Source organism: Brevibacillus panacihumi W25, from assembly GCF_000503775.1.
GTDB classification, from domain to species: domain Bacteria; phylum Bacillota; class Bacilli; order Brevibacillales; family Brevibacillaceae; genus Brevibacillus; species Brevibacillus panacihumi_A.
Genome location: NZ_KI629782.1, coordinates 1,215,514 through 1,231,887, shown reverse-complemented (window position 1 = coordinate 1,231,887; position 16,374 = coordinate 1,215,514). Strand labels below are relative to the sequence as shown.

At 41.2% G+C, this 16,374-nt stretch carries 15 protein-coding genes and 3 pseudogenes; 4 read left to right on the top strand and 14 right to left on the bottom strand.

The genetic code is table 11. The features are described from left to right. A pseudogene (locus tag T458_RS0128465) lies at positions 1-942 on the top strand (type I restriction endonuclease subunit R); the annotation flags it as partial. A gap of 61 nt (positions 943-1,003) precedes the next feature. Here the strand turns inward: T458_RS0128465 and T458_RS35260 are convergent. From T458_RS35260 to istA (T458_RS35250), 4 genes are all read right to left on the bottom strand, one after another. Next, the gene (locus T458_RS35260) at positions 1,004-1,621 is read right to left on the bottom strand and encodes a hypothetical protein (RefSeq protein ID WP_023555735.1); all 618 of its coding nucleotides are present in this window, start codon (positions 1,619-1,621) and stop codon (positions 1,004-1,006) included. Positions 1,622-1,861: 240 nt separating this feature from the next. Continuing rightward, complete coding sequence (locus T458_RS57875; protein WP_035316347.1) at positions 1,862-2,119, bottom strand: helix-turn-helix domain-containing protein; 258 nt, start codon at positions 2,117-2,119, stop codon at positions 1,862-1,864. 30 nt (positions 2,120-2,149) lie between these two features. After that, the gene (istB, locus tag T458_RS35255) at positions 2,150-2,872 is read right to left on the bottom strand and encodes an IS21-like element helper ATPase IstB (RefSeq protein WP_023555614.1); all 723 of its coding nucleotides are present in this window, start codon (positions 2,870-2,872) and stop codon (positions 2,150-2,152) included. Continuing rightward, the gene (gene istA, locus T458_RS35250; protein WP_023555613.1) at positions 2,872-4,380 is read right to left on the bottom strand and encodes an IS21 family transposase; all 1,509 of its coding nucleotides are present in this window, start codon (positions 4,378-4,380) and stop codon (positions 2,872-2,874) included. Before istA (T458_RS35250) ends, istB (T458_RS35255) begins: the two co-directional genes overlap by 1 nt. Before the next feature lie 166 nt (positions 4,381-4,546). Here istA (T458_RS35250) and ltrA point away from each other — a divergent pair. Next, positions 4,547-5,354, top strand: a pseudogene (gene ltrA / locus T458_RS35245) (group II intron reverse transcriptase/maturase); the annotation flags it as partial. Between the two features lie 95 nt (positions 5,355-5,449). On the opposite strand, the gene T458_RS57550 reads toward ltrA, so the two are convergent. The 3 genes from T458_RS57550 to istA (T458_RS56360) are packed head-to-tail and all read right to left on the bottom strand — an operon-like array spanning position 5,450 to position 7,699. Next, positions 5,450-5,548, bottom strand: coding sequence for an ATP-binding protein (locus T458_RS57550; protein WP_252989787.1), 99 nt, complete (start codon positions 5,546-5,548; stop codon positions 5,450-5,452). A 43-nt stretch (positions 5,549-5,591) separates the two neighbouring features. Then, positions 5,592-6,194 (bottom strand): IS21-like element helper ATPase IstB, encoded by a 603-nt coding sequence (gene istB, locus T458_RS35240; protein ID WP_252989786.1) that lies wholly within the window; start codon positions 6,192-6,194, stop codon positions 5,592-5,594. Continuing rightward, positions 6,191-7,699 (bottom strand): IS21 family transposase, encoded by a 1,509-nt coding sequence (gene istA, locus T458_RS56360; protein ID WP_023555611.1) that lies wholly within the window; start codon positions 7,697-7,699, stop codon positions 6,191-6,193. Before istA (T458_RS56360) ends, istB (T458_RS35240) begins: the two co-directional genes overlap by 4 nt. A 208-nt stretch (positions 7,700-7,907) precedes the next feature. Here istA (T458_RS56360) and T458_RS35230 point away from each other — a divergent pair, with 208 nt between their 5' ends. Next, the gene (locus T458_RS35230; protein WP_023555734.1) at positions 7,908-8,636 is read left to right on the top strand and encodes a hypothetical protein; all 729 of its coding nucleotides are present in this window, start codon (positions 7,908-7,910) and stop codon (positions 8,634-8,636) included. Between the two features lie 125 nt (positions 8,637-8,761). On the opposite strand, the pseudogene T458_RS56355 reads toward T458_RS35230, so the two are convergent. From T458_RS56355 to istA (T458_RS56350), 3 genes and pseudogenes are all read right to left on the bottom strand, one after another. Next, a pseudogene (locus T458_RS56355) lies at positions 8,762-8,912 on the bottom strand (IS3 family transposase); the annotation flags it as partial. A gap of 94 nt (positions 8,913-9,006) precedes the next feature. Beyond that, positions 9,007-9,603: IS21-like element helper ATPase IstB (gene istB / locus T458_RS35225; RefSeq protein WP_023555733.1), on the bottom strand; the 597-nt coding region annotated here is incomplete at its 3' end. Next, positions 9,600-11,108 (bottom strand): IS21 family transposase, encoded by a 1,509-nt coding sequence (gene istA, locus T458_RS56350; RefSeq protein WP_023555611.1) that lies wholly within the window; start codon positions 11,106-11,108, stop codon positions 9,600-9,602. The genes istA (T458_RS56350) and istB (T458_RS35225), both read right to left, overlap by 4 nt. Positions 11,109-11,244: 136 nt before the next feature. Between istA (T458_RS56350) and T458_RS35215 the strand changes: the two genes are divergently transcribed. Next, the gene (locus T458_RS35215) at positions 11,245-11,634 is read left to right on the top strand and encodes a group II intron maturase-specific domain-containing protein (RefSeq protein ID WP_023555732.1); all 390 of its coding nucleotides are present in this window, start codon (positions 11,245-11,247) and stop codon (positions 11,632-11,634) included. 105 nt (positions 11,635-11,739) lie between these two features. Here T458_RS35215 and T458_RS35210 read toward each other — a convergent pair whose 3' ends face one another. The 4 genes from T458_RS35210 to T458_RS56345 form a co-directional block, all read right to left on the bottom strand. Beyond that, positions 11,740-12,564, bottom strand: a complete 825-nt coding sequence (locus T458_RS35210) for a leucine-rich repeat domain-containing protein (RefSeq protein ID WP_023555731.1) — start codon at positions 12,562-12,564, stop codon at positions 11,740-11,742. Between the two features lie 407 nt (positions 12,565-12,971). After that, positions 12,972-14,267 (bottom strand): IS110 family RNA-guided transposase, encoded by a 1,296-nt coding sequence (locus T458_RS35205; RefSeq protein WP_023555147.1) that lies wholly within the window; start codon positions 14,265-14,267, stop codon positions 12,972-12,974. 1,222 nt (positions 14,268-15,489) lie between these two features. After that, positions 15,490-15,702, bottom strand: a complete 213-nt coding sequence (locus T458_RS35195) for a helix-turn-helix domain-containing protein (RefSeq protein WP_023555728.1) — start codon at positions 15,700-15,702, stop codon at positions 15,490-15,492. Further along, positions 15,659-15,919: a sigma factor-like helix-turn-helix DNA-binding protein gene (locus T458_RS56345; RefSeq protein WP_252989785.1), complete on the bottom strand. Its 261-nt coding sequence runs from the start codon at positions 15,917-15,919 to the stop codon at positions 15,659-15,661. Before T458_RS56345 ends, T458_RS35195 begins: the two co-directional genes overlap by 44 nt. Positions 15,920-16,374: the final 455 nt, after the last annotated feature.

Genomic DNA, 16,374 nt, shown 5'->3' with positions numbered 1-16,374 from the left:
ATTAAGGCGGTACAAACTCTCTCCAGGCTGAACCGAACATGCAAAGGTAAAAACGATACCTTTGTCCTTGATTTCGTTAATGAAGCCGAAGATATTAAAGAGGCATTCCAACCGTACTATGAAGTTACAGGGCTTGAGGAAGTAACCAATCCGAATCTGCTATATGATTTACAGCGGGAATTGGATGTTTGTCAGGTATATACAGAAGAAGAGATCATGGAAGTATGTAAGCTGGAGTTTAGCGGAAAGAAGAAAACGCCGAAAACTCAAGAAAAGCTAAACGCAATTCTTGATAAGGCAGTGGAACGCTATAAGCATGAATTGCCTAAAGAACGGCAAGAAGATTTTAAGAGTACAGCAGGAAAATTTATCCGCACGTATTCATTTATTCTACAGATTGGTCCATTTGTCGATGTTGATCTACATAAATTATATGTTTATCTGAATTATCTTTTGAAGAAGTTGCCCAAGCATGGTTCTGAATCGGTTTATTTGGCAGACGAGGTAGCTTTGGAATATTACCGAAATACGATGGTTTTCGAAGGCAGTATTTCACTTGTAGTACAGGGCGGTGCTGACTTGAAACCAACCTCCCATGGTGGCGGAGGTGGAAAAGAGGAACCAAAGGATAAACTCTCTTCGATTATCAACCGACTCAATGAACGCTTTGGAACCGATTTTACCGAGACGGATCGCTTGTCGTATGAACAGATTATGGAAGACATTATTAATAACGAAGATCTGGCTCAGAAAGCGAAGAACAACACCAAAGAAAACTTCAAATTCAGCTATGAGAAAGCGTTTCTGGACATCGTGATTGGCAGAATGGGTCAAAATGAGAAGTTCTTCATGAAAATATTGGAAGATAGCGATTTTAAGGCAACAGTTATGGAATACATGTTTGAGGAAATATACAAAGGGTTACAGGATCGGATATCGTAAGAGGGAAAAGTAAGGTGTTGGAAAAATAACCTCCAACACCTTACTGTATATTTGTAATTACTCAGGCATTGAAAAATAGTCGTTCTAATTCTTTTCTTCGGCACACCTCGTCTTTAATTTCATTCACCTGATTAACTGATGTTAGAATTTTCTGTATATAATCTTTGAGCAAAGTTTCAGATTTGAAGTGAACTCTGTAGTCTAATTCAATCAAAGGCACTTGTAGTATATCACGACAGAATGCAACTTTTTGTTTATAGTATGTTTTCAAATTGCCTTGATTGCTCCAAGTAAAATGATGATAGTCATTAATTTCAAAGACGCAATATGGCACTATATCCATTTCATTTTCAAATAGTGCTGCATCAAATCGTAAAGGTCTATTAAGGTGACTTCGCAATCTCTGATCTGTGTACTGTGGCATAACATATTTAAGGTCAAGAGTGTTCAGAGTTTCAAAGAATATGCTTTCATAAGCTCTCCACCAAGAATTGCAACCTGGACAAGCATTGAACGGTGCATTTTTTAATTTTGACTTGAAAACGGATGGTATTCTGTCAAAAATCATTCTACATTTATAACAATAAAATCGAACCTTGTTTGGATCTTTTGAGGAGACCCCGATTGCTTCAAATTTCCCAGACAGTAATTTTTCAAAGTCATTATTGAGCACTATCATGGCTTCCACCTCTCAGTAGTTGTTGATCATAGTTGTACTGGATGACATGATCGATCATGGTTAGGCTGTTCTGTCGACAAAAGTTATTATATAAAACAAGCAGCTGTTGATAAATGTTGAAAATATGGAAGATAAATACAGTCAACAAATGATAAATGGTTGTTTATTGTCAACGTTATATATACAAAGAAACCTATAACATCATACCAATACAATGTTATAGGTTTCCAGGTTTATCAATTAGTTCGAGTGCTTCTTTGATTCAAGCCTTTGTAAAAGAATCGACGTTTTGATGCCTAACCCTTGTAATAAGCATTCAATAACTGAAAATGAAGGTTTTTTGATTTGCCCATTCTCAATTCGTACAATATAAGATGAACTTATACCTGTTTTCTCAGAGAGGTCATGCAAGCTCATTCCACTCTTTATTCTCAACGCTCGAATGGATTCACCAAAACCATTATGTTTTTGGCAAGTAAGAAATGTATCAAATGGCAATTAAAAATGTACCACTTGCCAACCCCTAAATTATTTACCGTGTAATAACGATTCTTTGTACCGATGGCTTTCGCCATTAAAGACGATCAGGTGAGAGTGATGAATCAAGCGATCAATCACTGCCTCTGTCAAAATTGGATCACCAAATATATGATTCCATTGGCCAAATTGTAGATTGGTCGTTATGATAATACTTTTTCTTTCGTAGCACATGGAAATAATCTGAAATAGCAGTTCTGCTCCTTGTTTATGCAGGGGAATATACCCTAGCTCATCGAGTATTAATAGATCTAACTTCTCAATATGGTTAAAGAATCGGCTCAACGAGCCGGTCTCGTGAGCATCTAGCAGCCGATTGACTAATCCAGCGACAGTAAAGAACTTTATCTTTTTTCCTTGCTGTTGAATGGCATTTAATCCAATCAGCGTTGATAAGTACGTTTTCCCCGTCCCCACTCCACCATAAAAGATTAGATTTTCTTTCTCCTCTATAAATCCACCATGAAGGATATGGTCCTGTGTGAGACCTTGTCCCATCTGAATATGGCCCCACTCAAATGGCTTTCCTGTTATTCTTGGCAAGGAAGATTGCTTAAAGAGCAGATTGATTTTTCGTGCTTCTCGTTGTTGTATCTCACTTTCTAATATTTTGAGTAAGTATTCTTCATTTGTAGTAGCTTCAACTTCATGGAAATGTTGCCGAACCCAACTCAATTTGAGGCGCTTTGAATACTCCTTTATCAATGCTTCCACTAGCGATGACCTCCCGTTCCCTTAAAGAATTCATTGTAATGGGCTAATCCTCTAGTGGCTGTTGGAACGGCAGGAACAAAACCTTTCGGTTGGATGGTATCCCTTTGACCACGACCATTGATGAGTTGGTAATAGATCTGTTTAATAGAATCAACGGATGGGTGGCCATTCTCAGAGGCAAGCTGCAAAGCTTGCGTGGGTATTTTCATATCATCGTCTTTTAGAATGACGGATAGTAGCTGGAGAGCTTCTTGTTTTTCTGGGACCGTGCAATTCGAGAGATAGACTTGCCATTCGATTGGCAATTGTTCATAAAAACTTGTGTATTTAAGGGCAGTTGGCCGTTTTGCCATCAATGTCAAATAGGGCTGCCAAATCACTGATTTTGGCTCTTTGCCATATAATCTGGCATGCTGCACAATCACCTCATACTCTTCTGTTAAAATATCCACTCGATCAAATGAGATCTTTGCCAAAACCGTACATTTGGCAAAACGGGGAGACGTTGAGTAGAGTTTATTTTCGACTCGGATATATCCGTATTTATCAGCTTTTACTCGTTCGTATCGGATACAATCAAATTCTTTGGCAGGTAATTGAAGAAGATGTTCCTTGTCTGCCAAATATAATTCGGAGAGCATCGTTTCTTTTACATAATGAGGTCGCTCCCGATCTCTCTCGGCTTTTTTCCACAGGGTTTCGTTTAGCTGATCAAGACTGTGTATCTGTAGCTCTGGCAGAAGAAAGTTGTTGCGAATGTACTTTACCATCGCCTCCACATGACCTTTTTCATTACCACTACCGGGATTACAAAACTCGTATTCAAAATCATAGTGAAAAACGAAGTTTTGGAATTCCTCTGTTAGTTCTCGCTGACCGTTCGGCATGATCCTTTTCACCGCTGGTGATAAGTTATCAAATCGAATCACCTTAGGCACGCCACCTATGTAGTGAAAGATACGCTTCAATCCCTCCAGAAAACATTCTCGGTTCTGAGACTGAAAAACTTGGAAGTAAAACGTATTGCTATGAGGAAATGAGAGAACGAGAAATGGCAAGGTAACACTTTCTCCCAGATATTTAAATGGTGCTTCTCCGAAATCAACCTGTGCCGATCCAGGTTTCGTCTCCAATGGCAATGCCGCAGCATCACTTGTCTCTGCTAACTGGTGTTTTCGTTGAGAAACATACTGTCTGACAGAGCGAGATGATCCTGTAAATTGGTGTTCTTCCACTAATTGTGTAAACAAGCGTTGTGCGGTTCTTCGGAACTTCTTTTTCTTGTTCAAATCCTCTTTGATCCATTGATCAAGAATGGGTTTTACAGGCTCCATGACTCTAGCTTTTCGAATTTGCTTGGGCTTTTCTTGTAGATTGAAGTCATCCATTTCTGCATACTTCTGAACTGTTCTCGAATCACGATTCATTTGTTTGGCAATCTTGCTATAAGCTCGCCCTTTCTTGTTTGCCTCGTGCCTGATATAATGAATTTCTGCCACTGCTAACATCTCCTAACTTTATACCTCCCGTCGTTCTGTAGTGCCCAACAGGGAGTGTATTTTGATAAGGGGATGTTGGCAAGTGGTTTTTTAATTTATGCAGCCCCTACGGGTCTGCATAAATTAACTGCCATAACCTACATTTTTAGTCTGCCATAAACAGGCACTCGAAAGAGTGGAAAGAAACAAAGGGTCAGCGGGAATCGACGGTGTTTCAACCGAACAACTGCGCGATTATATCCGTGAACACTGGTTAACCATTAAAGAACAGATTATGAAAGGAGTCTATAAGCCTTCTCCTGTCCGCAGAGTCGAAATCCCGAAAACTGACGGAGGAGTAAGGTTATTAGGTATTCCTACCGTGATAGATCGCTTCATCCAACAAGCCATTCTCCAAGTTCTTACCCCTATATTTGATCCCCACTTCTCAGAATCCAGCTTTCGATTCCGGCCGAATCAGTGCGTACGACGCTATGAGACAAGCACAATCTTATATCTCCGAAGGATATCGCTTTGTCGTGGATATGGACTTAGAGAAATTCTTCGATCGGGTAAATCACGATATTTTAATGAGTCGGGTTGCTCGAAAAGTAAAAGATAAAGCTCTGTTGAAACTTATCCGCGCATACTTGAAAGCTGGTGTCATGGTCAATGGAATCTGCCTCTCGGCAGTAGAGGGCACACCACAAGGTGGCCGGCTTAGTCCGTTATTGGCGAACATCCTGCTTGACGACTTGGATAAAGAACTGGAAGAGAGAGGACATCGCTTCTGTAGATACGCAGACGATAGCAATATCTACGTGAAAACAAAGCGGGCGGGAGAACGGGTAAAGAAGAGCATCTAAAGCTACTTGGAGAAGGTACTTAAGCTAAAAGTAAATGAGCAGAAAAGCGCAGTGGATCGACCATGGAAACGCAAGTTCCTCGGTTTCAGTTTCACTAATGCAAAACAAGCAAGGATTCGGCTTCATACAAAATCACTGTGAATGTCAATTAAAAAGTTGACCACCGTGCTCATCAAAAAATTGACCACCATGACAAAATGAATCCACCCGTTGGGTGGGTAACTTTTTCATGATCACGATCTTTGAATGCTCTGCTTAAAGCGATAACTGTCTCCATTCATAGCAAAGATATGGGCTCGGTGCGTTAGCCGATCAACCAGGGCTGACGTCATCTGCTCATCTTTAAATATCTGGGTCCAATCAGCAAATTTCAGATTACTCCGTAATGATCATGCTTCCTTTCTCATAACGAACTGCACAAAATTGAAACAATAGCTCCGCCCCTGTTCTGCTGAGAGGGACAAATCCTACTTCATCCAAGATGATCAAATCAGTTTTCAGCCACTGTTTCTCTAGCTGGAGGATTCGCTTTTGGGACTGAGCTTCCATCAGCTCGTTGCATATCTTAGCCGCTGTCCAAAACTGTACGGAATAGCCATGATGGCATGCTTCTTTCCCGAGTGCTATGGAGAGATGAGTCTTGCCAGTGCCGGAGTTTCCAATAAACATGATGTTCTCAGCTTTTTCAATGTATTCACAACGAGCCAGTTGAAGTAATTTGGGTTTATTGAGGGATGGAATCGCTGAAAATTCATATTGATCGAGAGTTTTAACGGACGGAAACTTGGCGTGCTTTATTCGACTTGCGATTTGATTGGCATCTCTTTGCTGAACTTCTTGCTCCAAAAGAGCTAACAGGAACTCCTCGTAGGGAATTTGTCGTTCAGCAGCATCATGGGCCATTTCCTTATAGACACGCTTGATCGCGGGTAGTCGTAGACGTTTCGCATAGTTTTCGAGCAAAAAGGTTGTACTCAATGAACCACACTCCCTTTATGTAACAAACGATTGTACTGGCTAAGATCAGGCGATTTTACTTGAATACGCGGAATAGAGCTATCCTCGGCCAACGCGAGTTGGGGGACACGATGTTCTGGCAATGTACGCTGAAACAACAATTGCCTTACGGCATCGTACTGGAACATACCCTTTTGACAAGCTTCATTAAGTGCTTCTTCCACAAGGGATGCATCGAATTCTCGGTGTAATAGCAAGAGTCGAACGAATTCCTTCATTCCCCCAGGCCGATAACGGCACTTGTCCAAGAACTTTTGGTAAATGGCAGGCAATCCCGCCTGATGTATTGGCCTCGCATATAAAACGGCTCCTGGGCGAGTAAGAAGCAAATCCAGATAATGATCGTACTGCAAAAGCTCTTTTCCCTTATCTAAGCATCGCTCATGCGTAGCAATCAGGTTTTTGCCGTGGTAGACCTCGATTCTTTCGGCAAACACACGACAAATAAGCTCAGTTGACGCATGAGAAACTGGGACAGAATAAGCATTTTTCTCGAAGTGAATCATGGACAGCGTATTACTTTTCACGGATACGATACGACAACATTCCAATGGTCGTGGGGGCAATGAGAGCATGATAAGCTGCTCTTGAGCAAATGCTTCTCCAACGGTTAGGGAAGACCTCGGAACGGTTGTTTTCTCGTAAGAGATACATTTTTCGAGGAGAATTTGATTCAATTCATCTAAAGAAGAAACACTTGGTACAGGGGTAAAGAATTGCTTCTGAACAAACTGCACGAGATTTTCCACTTGGCCTTTTTGATGCCCTTTTCCCGGATCACAGAAATAGCTTTCGAACAGATAATGGGCACGTAGCTGAACAAACCGTTCTTGCTCCTCACGGTTTTTGCCCTCCAAAACCTTTTTTACGGCGGTCGTCAGGTTGTCGTACGTAATGATCTGGGGAACAGCACCGAAAAAACCAAAAGCATCTACATGACCTTGGAGAAGTGCTTCTTGCTTTTGATGAGCGAATGTTTTGATAAAGATCTTTCTGCTGTAGGTGCAACGCATACAAAAGACTTGAATTTTCACCTGTTTACCCTGTAAAAGAACTGTAACCTCACCCCAGTCAAATTGAGCAAATCGCCCTGGCGGGAAATCGAGGGGGACAAATGCTTTGGGAGGAGAAACCCGCAATTGCCTGACATAACGGCGTACCGTTGATTCACCTCCGGTAAATCCGTATTCATCGACGAGTCTCTGGTAGATTCGTTTGGCAGTATGTCGCTGCTTTGGGGGTGCTTGTTCATCTTGGCGTAGCCATTCCAAGATGATGGGCTGGACAGAATCAATGACTGGCTTTGGCTTCGGTTTTGAGAGTTGATACATAGGGATCTCAGAGGATTTCAAGGCTTTTCGTATCACTTGGCGGGAATAGCCGGTTTCGCGAGAAATTTGACGAATTGGCTTTCCTAGCAGAACGTGTTGTTTCCTGATAAACTCATAATTAGCCATCTGAAGCATTTCCTTTCCTCCTATATCTTGGTGTCTCGACAACTTCAAGATACAGGAAAGAGGTGCTCAGGTGGTCAACTTTTTTATGAGCGATGTACCACTAGGTGGTCAATAATTAGATTAGCATTCACATTATGGATTATTTGAATAATTTTGAAAGGCATTGTAACCTCCGTAAAGTAATTATCGTCTTATAGGAAAGGAAGGAGCTGATGTTTTGACAAGATTTATTATGCTTTTTATAGCAATTGGACTTATATTAGTTGGGTGTAGTGCAGATAAAACAAATGGTAGTAACGAAAAAAATACGCCTGTAGTCCCTGGAGATAGCAGCGAAGATCATGCTATAAACATTGAAATTACGCCCAACACTGAAGGGAATGTATTACAAGATTCTCCCGAATATGTAGCTAAAAATGAAAGGGAAATATCTATTCAGGATGCTGAAACGGCTTATGAAATGTGTGTGAGAGTGCTGACTGACTATTATAAAGCGGTCTGGAACGGCACGGATATTGAATTGGGTGTATTTATCGATAACGAAAACCTTAAACGGTATACGCAAAAGAAGATTCAATACCAATTTGACTTGCATTCAAGGCACAATCTTACTGATAATGTGGTGAAGAGTGTTAATATTGGCACTCAAGGAGTGGATTGGGAAGTGGAGTATACTGATGACGCAGATGGGGGTTTTCTCTATTTAAAATTACCTGCGGAAATAAAAATGGCTGAAGGTAGTCGTGGTGAAGTTACTGAATTTCTTGTACGTAATGTAAACGGCAAGTTAGTCATTGTTGATTGGTATGATGGTGGAAAAGATAGTTATGATTTCATAGTGCGTGGAGAAAATCTAACGATTGACAACCCTAATAGATGGAATGATAGTGAATGGGTAAAGAAGTTAAATAGTAAGCAGGTTGAATTTTCAGGCTCAGTTCGGTAGTCAGTTATTTAACTGTCGCTTATACAATACCCATTGGTCTGTTCAATTAAATGGTGCGTTAGTTGAACAAAATACGGGGCCGACTGGTCATAACCCCGTCAAGTAGACAACAATAAAATGTCTGTTTATGCAGCGACTGCTTTCCGGTATTCAATCGGAGAGCGGTCGCTAAATTTTTTCTGGAAACGATCATGGTTATAATAGAAAATGTACTCAGATATAGCTTGCAGAAGTTTTTTCCGTTTTTAAATGGGAAAAGAACGATTCAATGGCTGCCTAGTAGACTACGTACCCCTAACTGTGCTGCAATCCGATACGGACTCCATCCCTCCTCTAGGTACAGTCTAACTGCTTCAGCTTTAAATTCATNCGTAATGATCATGCTTCCTTTCTCATAACGAACTGCACAAAATTGAAACAATAGCTCCGCCCCTGTTCTGCTGAGAGGGACAAATCCTACTTCATCCAAGATGATCAAATCAGTTTTCAGCCACTGTTTCTCTAGCTGGAGGATTCGCTTTTGGGACTGAGCTTCCATCAGCTCGTTGCATATCTTAGCCGCTGTCCAAAACTGTACGGAATAGCCATGATGGCATGCTTCTTTCCCGAGTGCTATGGAGAGATGAGTCTTGCCAGTGCCGGAGTTTCCAATAAACATGATGTTCTCAGCTTTTTCAATGTATTCACAACGAGCCAGTTGAAGTAATTTGGGTTTATTGAGGGATGGAATCGCTGAAAATTCATATTGATCGAGAGTTTTAACGGACGGAAACTTGGCGTGCTTTATTCGACTTGCGATTTGATTGGCATCTCTTTGCTGAACTTCTTGCTCCAAAAGAGCTAACAGGAACTCCTCGTAGGGAATTTGTCGTTCAGCAGCATCATGGGCCATTTCCTTATAGACACGCTTGATCGCGGGTAGTCGTAGACGTTTCGCATAGTTTTCGAGCAAAAAGGTTGTACTCAATGAACCACACTCCCTTTATGTAACAAACGATTGTACTGGCTAAGATCAGGCGATTTTACTTGAATACGCGGAATAGAGCTATCCTCGGCCAACGCGAGTTGGGGGACACGATGTTCTGGCAATGTACGCTGAAACAACAATTGCCTTACGGCATCGTACTGGAACATACCCTTTTGACAAGCTTCATTAAGTGCTTCTTCCACAAGGGATGCATCGAATTCTCGGTGTAATAGCAAGAGTCGAACGAATTCCTTCATTCCCCCAGGCCGATAACGGCACTTGTCCAAGAACTTTTGGTAAATGGCAGGCAATCCCGCCTGATGTATTGGCCTCGCATATAAAACGGCTCCTGGGCGAGTAAGAAGCAAATCCAGATAATGATCGTACTGCAAAAGCTCTTTTCCCTTATCTAAGCATCGCTCATGCGTAGCAATCAGGTTTTTGCCGTGGTAGACCTCGATTCTTTCGGCAAACACACGACAAATAAGCTCAGTTGACGCATGAGAAACTGGGACAGAATAAGCATTTTTCTCGAAGTGAATCATGGACAGCGTATTACTTTTCACGGATACGATACGACAACATTCCAATGGTCGTGGGGGCAATGAGAGCATGATAAGCTGCTCTTGAGCAAATGCTTCTCCAACGGTTAGGGAAGACCTCGGAACGGTTGTTTTCTCGTAAGAGATACATTTTTCGAGGAGAATTTGATTCAATTCATCTAAAGAAGAAACACTTGGTACAGGGGTAAAGAATTGCTTCTGAACAAACTGCACGAGATTTTCCACTTGGCCTTTTTGATGCCCTTTTCCCGGATCACAGAAATAGCTTTCGAACAGATAATGGGCACGTAGCTGAACAAACCGTTCTTGCTCCTCACGGTTTTTGCCCTCCAAAACCTTTTTTACGGCGGTCGTCAGGTTGTCGTACGTAATGATCTGGGGAACAGCACCGAAAAAACCAAAAGCATCTACATGACCTTGGAGAAGTGCTTCTTGCTTTTGATGAGCGAATGTTTTGATAAAGATCTTTCTGCTGTAGGTGCAACGCATACAAAAGACTTGAATTTTCACCTGTTTACCCTGTAAAAGAACTGTAACCTCACCCCAGTCAAATTGAGCAAATCGCCCTGGCGGGAAATCGAGGGGGACAAATGCTTTGGGAGGAGAAACCCGCAATTGCCTGACATAACGGCGTACCGTTGATTCACCTCCGGTAAATCCGTATTCATCGACGAGTCTCTGGTAGATTCGTTTGGCAGTATGTCGCTGCTTTGGGGGTGCTTGTTCATCTTGGCGTAGCCATTCCAAGATGATGGGCTGGACAGAATCAATGACTGGCTTTGGCTTCGGTTTTGAGAGTTGATACATAGGGATCTCAGAGGATTTCAAGGCTTTTCGTATCACTTGGCGGGAATAGCCGGTTTCGCGAGAAATTTGACGAATTGGCTTTCCTAGCAGAACGTGTTGTTTCCTGATAAACTCATAATTAGCCATCTGAAGCATTTCCTTTCCTCCTATATCTTGGTGTCTCGACAACTTCAAGATACAGGAAAGAGGTGCTCAGGTGGTCAACTTTTTTATGAGCGATGTACCACTAGGTGGTCAATAATTAGATTAGCATTCACAATCACTCCAGAAGTTGAAGGAGAAAATTCGCTTCATTACAAATCCTGTATGGAGCCTCTCTATGGATGAAAGGATTCGGAAATTAAACCAGTATCTTATGGGATGGATCGGATACTTCGCCCTTGCGGATGCAAAGAAAATCCTACAATTCACCGAAGAATGGATACGGCGTAGACTTCGACTGTGCTTGTGGTCTCAGTGGAAGCGAGTAAGAACCGGATATCGAGAACTTCGCTCTCTGGGTCTATCGCACGTTCATGCAATAGAAACTGCAAACACCCGAAAGGGTGCATGGCGTACCACGAAGACTCCTCAAATACACAAAGCCCTCGGAGTCGCATATTGGCAACAACAAGGGCTAAAAAGCTTAGTACAACGGTATTCTGTCATTCGTCAAGCTTGATGAACCGCCGTATACCGGACGGTACGTACGGTGGTGTGAGAGGATGGGAGTTAGTCACTCCCTCCTACTCGATCAACTGACAATCCATATCTATTACAATTCTACTTAATCTGTAATAGAAGTTGCAGATACCCTAACTGACTTAGGTAATAAATGCAGATCCTTCATTTCATTATTATTCGTGAGCAATATTTCCAACCCTTCTATATTAACTAGGGGCTTAACAGTCGAGATTGGTGTATCCCGAATATCTAAATAACGTAAATGCTTTAGATTAGATAATACATCTAGATTCTGGACAGAAGTATCCATAATTTGAAGGCGCTCCAATGAAGATAAATTGGAGACGGCCGCAATATCATTAATAGGATTGCTGGATATGTCGAGGAAAACCAATTTTTTCATTTCCTTAATAGGAGAAAGATCTGTAATTTGATTATGATCCAACGAGAGTGTTTCTAAGTTTGTTAACGGTACTATGAAATCAAGTGATTCGATATCTCCATCTGTTAACATAAGGTTCTTCAACTCTTGTAATTGTTTTAAAGAAGGCAATTGACTCATCTGAAAACCTGATATCGAGAGGGATTTTAATTCATTTAAATTAGATATAAAATAGAAATCCTTCACTTTGATGTCATACAAACTGAAATGTTTAAGATTTTTCATTGATGAGATAAAGGAGAGATCAAGAGGTTCACTTTCTAATTCATCTGAAGCCAAGTATAACTCTTCTAACTGAACCAGGTCTTCTGTATTTAGTTCATTTACTGACTTACCTAGTTTTTTACTTGCATATTGTAATACTGCACTTGGAATGCTGGCGATGTTTATCTCTTGACTGGTGGGGGGGGAGAGTTCGGAAGATTGCTGTACACATCCAAATAAGACAAAAGTTGAAAGTGTAGCAACAAGGACTACTTTTTTCAAATGACTCACTCCCACTATAAATTAATGTTTTCTCGCGTTTGCTCACTCATTCTTAGATTTTCAACCATCAACATTCCAGAGAAGTGGGCGAAGCATGTAATTATGGAATATTTTTCTGGATGAGCCGGTGGCGGGAATAAAGATTCGAATCTTTTTTCCAATCTATTGGTAAATCGTATGACCGCACATTTGGATATCCACTCCATTCCCCTGACGGCTTACCCTCCCATGTCACGCTGGGTCTTCGCCCTTACATTCCTTCGTTCTGCCTCTCAAGGTGTGGACGCCGCTTCTTGCTCCTTTACTGGGTCGTTGCCCTTACGGAATAGATCCTGCGGCTGCTCCGTGCTTCTGTTGTCATTGGTTTACTTCCAAGCTCTTGTGAGAAACGAGAATATCGTTTGAATTTAAGCTACCATCTGTATTTGGGACTGGCGTACAGGTCCTAATACGTCGGACGCATTGTACGGAATGCACTTCGTGCCTAGTGTGTACAGTACGCGAATGAGCTTCCCGCAGAGTGCCACTATAGACTGCTTCTTCTTGAGCGGATTATGACTTCGCTTCGTAAAGTAATGGTGCAACGCCTTGAATTCGGCGTTTTTGGCGACCATCGGCATCATCGCCCGAAATAGCAAGGCTCTTAGTCGGGATCGTCCACGCTTGGTAATCGTGGACTTGCCCTTCTTCTTGCCGGAACTGTTCTCTTTGAGGTTAAATCCAGCAAGACGGATGATCTGCTGCCCATGGTCATAACCGCTAAGATCACCAACTTCAGCCAAGAAGCCCGCCAGCGTAACAACGCCGATTCCTGGTACTGTCAGCATTTCATTTGTACCTGGAATTTGTGCAAGCAATGCTTCCACTTGCGCCATGATTTCTTCAAGTTGCCTTGAGAATAGTTCATATTGTTCCAGTAAGGCCTTGAGCTCGATTTTCGCCGCCGTCAGCCCTTCGGTAAGTCCAATTGAGTTTGTGGCAGCTTGTAGGAGTTGCGCTGCACGTTTGGAGCCAACCGCTCGCTTCACGTCTTCCTTCCATCGGTTCACGATTGTACTCGCGCCAAGCGATACAATCTCCTGTGGCGTCGGAAATTCACGAAGCGTGATGAGCGAGGCCTTTCCTTCCCAATCTTTAAACACAAGGCTGTACTCCGGAAAGAAGCGATCAAGCCAGTTCTGGATACGCCGTTGGACTTGACCGAAGTTCACCATCACCTTCTCTCGAAGGTTCATGAGAATACGAAGATCGGCATAAACGCTCGTAGGCAATTTGGGCTCGCTGTACTTGCCATTGCGAACTAAATCAGCGATTAACCTAGCATCCTTGTAATCATTCTTCGTCGGTGAATTGTCTTCAAGTTCTTTGCTTTTATTGACGTGATGAGGATTCACGATAACGACTTTGATGTTTTCTCGATGCAGAAATTCGGCCAGTGGAAACCAGTAGTGTCCGGTTGGCTCAATGCCCAAGATGATATCCGTCTTGGCGTATTGCCGCTGAAGCTCCTTCATCCACGAAACGAGTTTCGTCAGGCCAGAATGGTCATTGCCGAACACACAGTCCTTACCAATCTCGATTCCGCGGAAATCGACAGCTCTGGCAACATGCGTTTTCTTGGCAATATCTGCACCGACAACAAGGGTTAATTCGGTAATTTGTTGAATACGTTGATTCTGCTTTTTCGATTGCTTATACTTCATTGTGGAGTACCTCCTGTACGGGTAATTGTTCTTTGGACGGAACGTTTCCCAGTTTACAGAAGGTGCTTTTTTTATTCAAACCCCAAATTCATTCATTACAGGAATGGCTCCTATCTGATAGTTAGAAGGGGTAATTACACCATAACAAAAAAATACAAATTAGGCAATAATTGCAATTTATATAATCCGCTTGACATTAATGAAGTGTTTGGTATTGAGAATAAATATCGATGACTCATTTGATATCAAATTTTTAACCATTTTAAAAGTTAAGCACAAGTACAACTGTAAGCATTGTTAAAAGTGAATAAAAAAGGTCGACGGGATGGCGGTTAAGTGGAAGACTACACTGATAACGAAACAGAATCCTCATCTTCGAGTAGTGATTCTATCAGTGATTATATTATCATTTGATATAGGCTCCAAATATATATCCAAAATTTGTTTATTAAGAAAGTTCTCTTAAAATAAAAAGAGAAAGAGCGTATAACTCCCCCATGAAAGCGATAAATCGTTCTTCATGGAGGAGTTTGTCGAAATGCATTTTCTTTTAATATCTTTACTTTCATCCGCCTGTTTATTTGTCAACAAGGTTATTTTTTAATCGAATGAGATAATTGGTAATCATTTGTTGGCTTCCAAAAATGATTAAAAGAGTTCCACTGCTTACCAATAGTAGTATTTCCGCCATGAATTTATCAACTCCTCTCATATTAATTTTCATGCTAGACGTTAATACTTGACCCTCGCAAAAAAAGTTCTTTCCGTACCTTGATTATTCAAGTGCATCGATGACACGTTTTCAATAAAATTAACATAAAATATTTTACAGACTTAGAGCCAAAGATTCAGTAGCATCCTCAACTACTGGATATGGATTAGTACCGATTATTTTTGTTCAAAGGTAAATCAGTTTTAGTTAAGCTGTACGCGTAATCGACTTCAACGTCCAAACTACCGTTCGTCCCTTTGTTTTCAACACTTAATTTGCAAAAATCACATTAAATACCGTTTTTTCATCCATATTTTCCATCTGTGTCTTGTTTTGATTTCGTTTCTTCACTTTGTTTGCCGATTTTTCTGGCTTTCAAGTGTACGTTTATAATGTTTCTTATCTTGATGGTTAGATCAATACTTTTGTATAAAACTAGTAAGACGAGGACTGCAAGCAATATAGCGATAACGGTTAGGATATCTAAATCCATATACCCCCCTGGTTTTTTTATACTTTTCCACTCATTATCTCCTCAATGAAATCGACTTTTATTTGCTGCAGGCTCTCTTCGCGTGGCATTCTTATAAAGCTTGCTAACTGCTCCATATCACTTTCAAATATCTTAAGAATTTGTTCCATTGCATGTTGGTCACCCATTTCTGCAAGCTTCAGTAGTTTACCGAATGGATACTTTTTTGGTTGGGTGTGAGTACGACTCATAATTTCTCCTCCCAGTGTTGATTATCAATTTTTCTTTGAGCATTTTTAAGGTCTTTTGTTTATAAGCGTTAACTCGTTGTTGTGAGAGGTTTAGTTGTTTGGCCACCTCTTTTTCAGGTATTCCCTCAATTACAACCTTTTGAATAATGAAGCGTGCTTTATCTGGAAGACTCTGAAGAAGTTCCTCCACAAATAATTCTGAATCTACTGCAACCATAACATCCTTTCCCCATACATCTTCATTTAATGGCATTTCTCGATTTGAGATTTTTTAACCTGATACTGTAACCGCCATGCAATTCTTTTTAAAACTATTCTGCAAGCTTCCTTTTTTAATTCGTCGCTCATAATTATCACCCCAATAACTAGGTAAAGTTAAAGAGGAAAGTACAACATATTAATGGTAAAATTCGTTATATTTTACCTGAATTTGTCGTTATAAACAAACGAATTACTATTCTTGCTTTGATAAAATATTTTAGTCCCAAGCACTACTGGCCAGATGATCCACTCCAAGCGATCCCTACCCGCCACACCCGTCCAAAAGCCTAACGGTCCCAGGAATGGAGCGGAGATATTTCTCGCCATTCTTAGGCGAACGTTCCTAATTTGCTAGTACGATATTCGCGAGTCCGGTGATCTGTGAAACCTTGGACAAGCATTCTGACGTCT